The sequence below is a fragment of the Photobacterium alginatilyticum genome (assembly GCF_009910675.1).
GTDB classification, from domain to species: Bacteria; Pseudomonadota; Gammaproteobacteria; order Enterobacterales; family Vibrionaceae; genus Photobacterium; species Photobacterium alginatilyticum.
On sequence record NZ_RSEJ01000067.1, the window covers coordinates 1 to 3,679 of the forward strand.

The following is a 3,679-nucleotide window of genomic DNA, read 5'->3' on the forward strand; positions in this document are numbered from 1 at the left end:
ATCATTTGTTAGGCTAGGAAAAGAGGTCTTCCGACGGCTGGAATATCACATCAACGATTCAGCAATTCGTTGGGCGCAATCCACCCTAATTCTAATGGCAAGGAACAATTATCGTGCGTAAATTATGTGGGGATCCGCCAGCGCCTGCGATAAGGTGCCCCACACTGAACCAGCAAAGCGCACTGAACTTCATACCAAAACCGCCGAGTGTAACGGGTCACCTTGATTGCCTTGTTATGGCAAACTCAAGGAATTTTAATCACTTACCAAGCACGCTACCGCTACAGAAATATCTGCTTGAACGCCAGCCAGTTTACCTTACCGTTAAAACCGAACAGAAATTGATACATAACTTCATGAACCAACTCGTAAAATCAGTTGCCACTGGAGAAAGAAATGCTCTTTACCAACAGATATAAATCAGAAACTTCAGGGAAAATTGGCAAGAATTGAAACTTGATAATCTGAAGCCCAATTTTGATAATTTTCTTTCGATGATGTTTATGGGATTTCTGACAGCAACCACAACTGGAAAATCAAGCGTGCTGCGGACAAAACCAGCCAAATTCACAGTTCGTTATACACTGAAAGCGTTCAGGTATATCGCCTGAGAAAATCGGCTTGGTAGCCGCTAAACTTGACCCGCAAAACCTGAAACGAAAGCCACGTTGCCTGTGCTTTTTGTGCCATAACGCCTGCAATAAGGTGCCCCACACCAAACTAACAAAGCGCACCGAACTTCATACCAAAACCGCCGAGTGTAACGGGTCACCTTGATTGCTTTGTTAGGCATTTCCGCTGGTGAAATCCTTGCTTGGCCGCCAAACTCTCAGCGGGCTCCAACGCCAACCGTAGGATACAGCGACCACAAATCTAAATTAACATACAGATTATCAGCACCTTAAAGCCAACTACATTTGCATGACATCCTAATAAGGTTCTAATCGAGGCTGCATCACTAGACTGATGGATTGAGTAAACGACAAGCCTTTCACAGCAGTGTATCGAAGGAACTATGAATGTCTATTGCCATCGTCTGAGGCAGCAAAGAACGGAGCAACCTGCATTTCCAAGAACTTTAAGGACAGCCCTACGATGAACGAATGGCCTAAGATTTCCCGTTCTTGAGCGACGCGGTTACGACCAGATCCAAAAGCAGGCTTTTCCCATGCCTAACGCTTGCAATAAGGTGCCCCACGATTAACTTACCAAGCGCACCGAACTTCAAACCAAAACTGCCGAGTGTAACGGGTCACCTTGATTGCTTTGTTATGTGTATGAACTCACTCATAGCCAGTTGCGGCTTGCAAAGAAACTAAAAAATTTGCATGCTTAGTTTGTCAGCATTAGTACTCAAATTAAGTTCCTGGCAAACTTCATCCGCCTCAAGGCAAGCACCCTTCTGTTATTTTGTAATCAATGCCCAAGTATTTACTCAGGTTCGTCTCTGAGCCGTTCCCTACATTGAGAAAGAAAGTCTTTGTATTCTATCTCCGATTCTTGATGTAAGGATTTTTCAAAGACACAGCACAAGTTCCATAGAGCTCGTTCTTCTGCTTGATCTTCAATACTCAATTTATCTGTATCACTAAACCTACGTACGAATTCGAAAAGAACCCACGCCTCATCTTCCGTAAGTTTTAATTCGACTTCCTTACTCATGGTTCCTCTTTAACACATAACGCCGGGCATAAGGTGCGCCACGACTAACCTACCAAGCCCACAAAACTCCAAACCAAAACCGCCGAGTGTAACGTGTCACCTTGATGCCTTTGTTAGGCATTTCCACATGTGAAATATCTACTTGGCCGATGAACTCTCAGCGTACTCCAACACCAACCGTGGGATACAGCGACCACAAACCTAAAGTAACATACTGATTATCAGCACCTTAAAACCAACTATATTTGCATGACACCCTGATGAGATGCTAATCGAGGCTGCACCACCAGACTGATGTGTTAAGTTGACAACAAGTCTTTCACCGCAGTGTATTGAGGAAGCTAGGAATGCTTATTGCCATCGTTTGAGGCAGCAAAGAACGGAACAACCTGCATTTCTCCGAACATTAAGGACAGCCTTACGATGAACGAGTGGCCTAAGATTTCCCGTTCTTGAGCGATGCGGTTACGACCAGATCATAAAGCAGGCTTTTCCCATGCCTAACGCCTGGGATAAGGTGCGCCACGACAAACCTACCAAGCCCGCTGAACTCCATACCAAAAATGCCGAGTGTAACGCGTCACCTTGATACCTTTGTTATGTTTTTCTTCATGCTCAATGACTTACTTGGCAAAGCTATTTTTTATGGTATGATCTAGCCAATGCATAAATTTAAGGTCACTTATTAATATATAACTAAGCCCAGTAGTACTGGAACATGAGCAAAGGCTCTTTAGCGGCAGTCCGCTTTACGTTTAGTTATGTAAAGAACCTGCCTCTGATTTCTCCGTGTGAGTTCTCAGAGGCAGGTTTTTTTTTGGAAAAAATACAAGGTTTCGTTCAGGTTAGGAGCATTTCATGTCTTTAAGCATTTTGGTAAACATAGCATCAGTAGTCTTCGCACTGATTGGGTGTACTCTATGCGTATATAATAATTACAATGACTTATCAAACATGAAGCTTGAAGATCTAGTGAATTTTGCATTAGCCGCAAGTACGATACCTATGGGACTAGTTTTGATAGTCTCAGGGATTTACCCCAACATTATCAAAAACCTAAATGGTCTAAATATTTACTACTCACTAGCCGGACTTAGCTTACTGTTCGTTTCAGTAAAAACACTACTAACCTGAAGGCAAACATGAACCATGACCTGAAAAACATAACGCCTGCAATAAGGTGCCCCACGGCCAGCTTACCAAGCGCATCGAACTTCATACCAAAACCGCCGAGTGTAACGGGTCACCTTGATTGCTTTGTTAGGCATTTCCACATGTGAAATCTCTACTTGGCCGATGAACTCTCAGCATTCTCCGCCGCCAGCCATGGGATACAGAATCCACGAATCTTGACGTAAGATAAATACTATCAACACCTTAAAGCCAGCTACATTTGCATGACACCCTGATGAGGTGCTAATCGAGGCTGCACTACTAGACTGATGGGTTAAGTTGACAACAAGCCTTTCACAGCAGTGTATCGAGGAAGCTAGGAATCCTTATTGCCATCGTTTGAGGCAGCAAAGAACGGAACAACCTGCATTTCTCAAAACGTTAAGGACAGCCTTACGATGAACGAGTGGCCWAAGAKTTCCCGTTCTTGRGCGATGCGGTTACGACCAGATCAWAAAGCAGGCTTTTCCSATGCCTAACGCCTGCGATAAGGTGCCCCACGGCCAGCTTACCAAGCGCATCGAACTTCAAACCAAAACTGCCGAGTCAAACAAGTCACCTTGATACCTTTGTTATGCAACTCCATCCATTAATACGAACTAGTTTGGCCGAAAGTCCTTCCACCCATGATAAATCTGCGTCATACAGACAACAAATTCATACTTTGATAGTTCAGATTCACTTTCAACGATTTGAGCCAAACCAACTTGCATGACAACCTATTGCGGACATGATTGGCTGTTGTACCGAACTATTGGTTAAGACAAGCAACTGCCCTTTCAGAGCAAAGTAACGATGAAACTCATTGCTGAATTGCCAGGGTAAAAGGCGACAAAGAAAACGA

At 43.9% G+C, this 3,679-nt stretch carries 1 protein-coding gene; it reads right to left on the reverse strand.

Features of this window, described 5'->3' with window-relative positions; translation table 11 throughout:
• Positions 1–1,431: 1,431 nt before the first annotated feature.
• Entirely contained in the window at positions 1,432–1,662 is a 231-nt protein-coding gene (locus EIZ48_RS27695) for a hypothetical protein (RefSeq protein WP_160658564.1), read from the reverse strand.
• Positions 1,663–3,679: the final 2,017 nt, after the last annotated feature.

Excerpts from the sequence above, each read along its gene's own strand:
- EIZ48_RS27695 (WP_160658564.1), bottom strand. The coding sequence starts at position 1,662 with ATGAGTAAGGAAGTCGAATTAAAACTTACGGAAGATGAGGCGTGGGTT.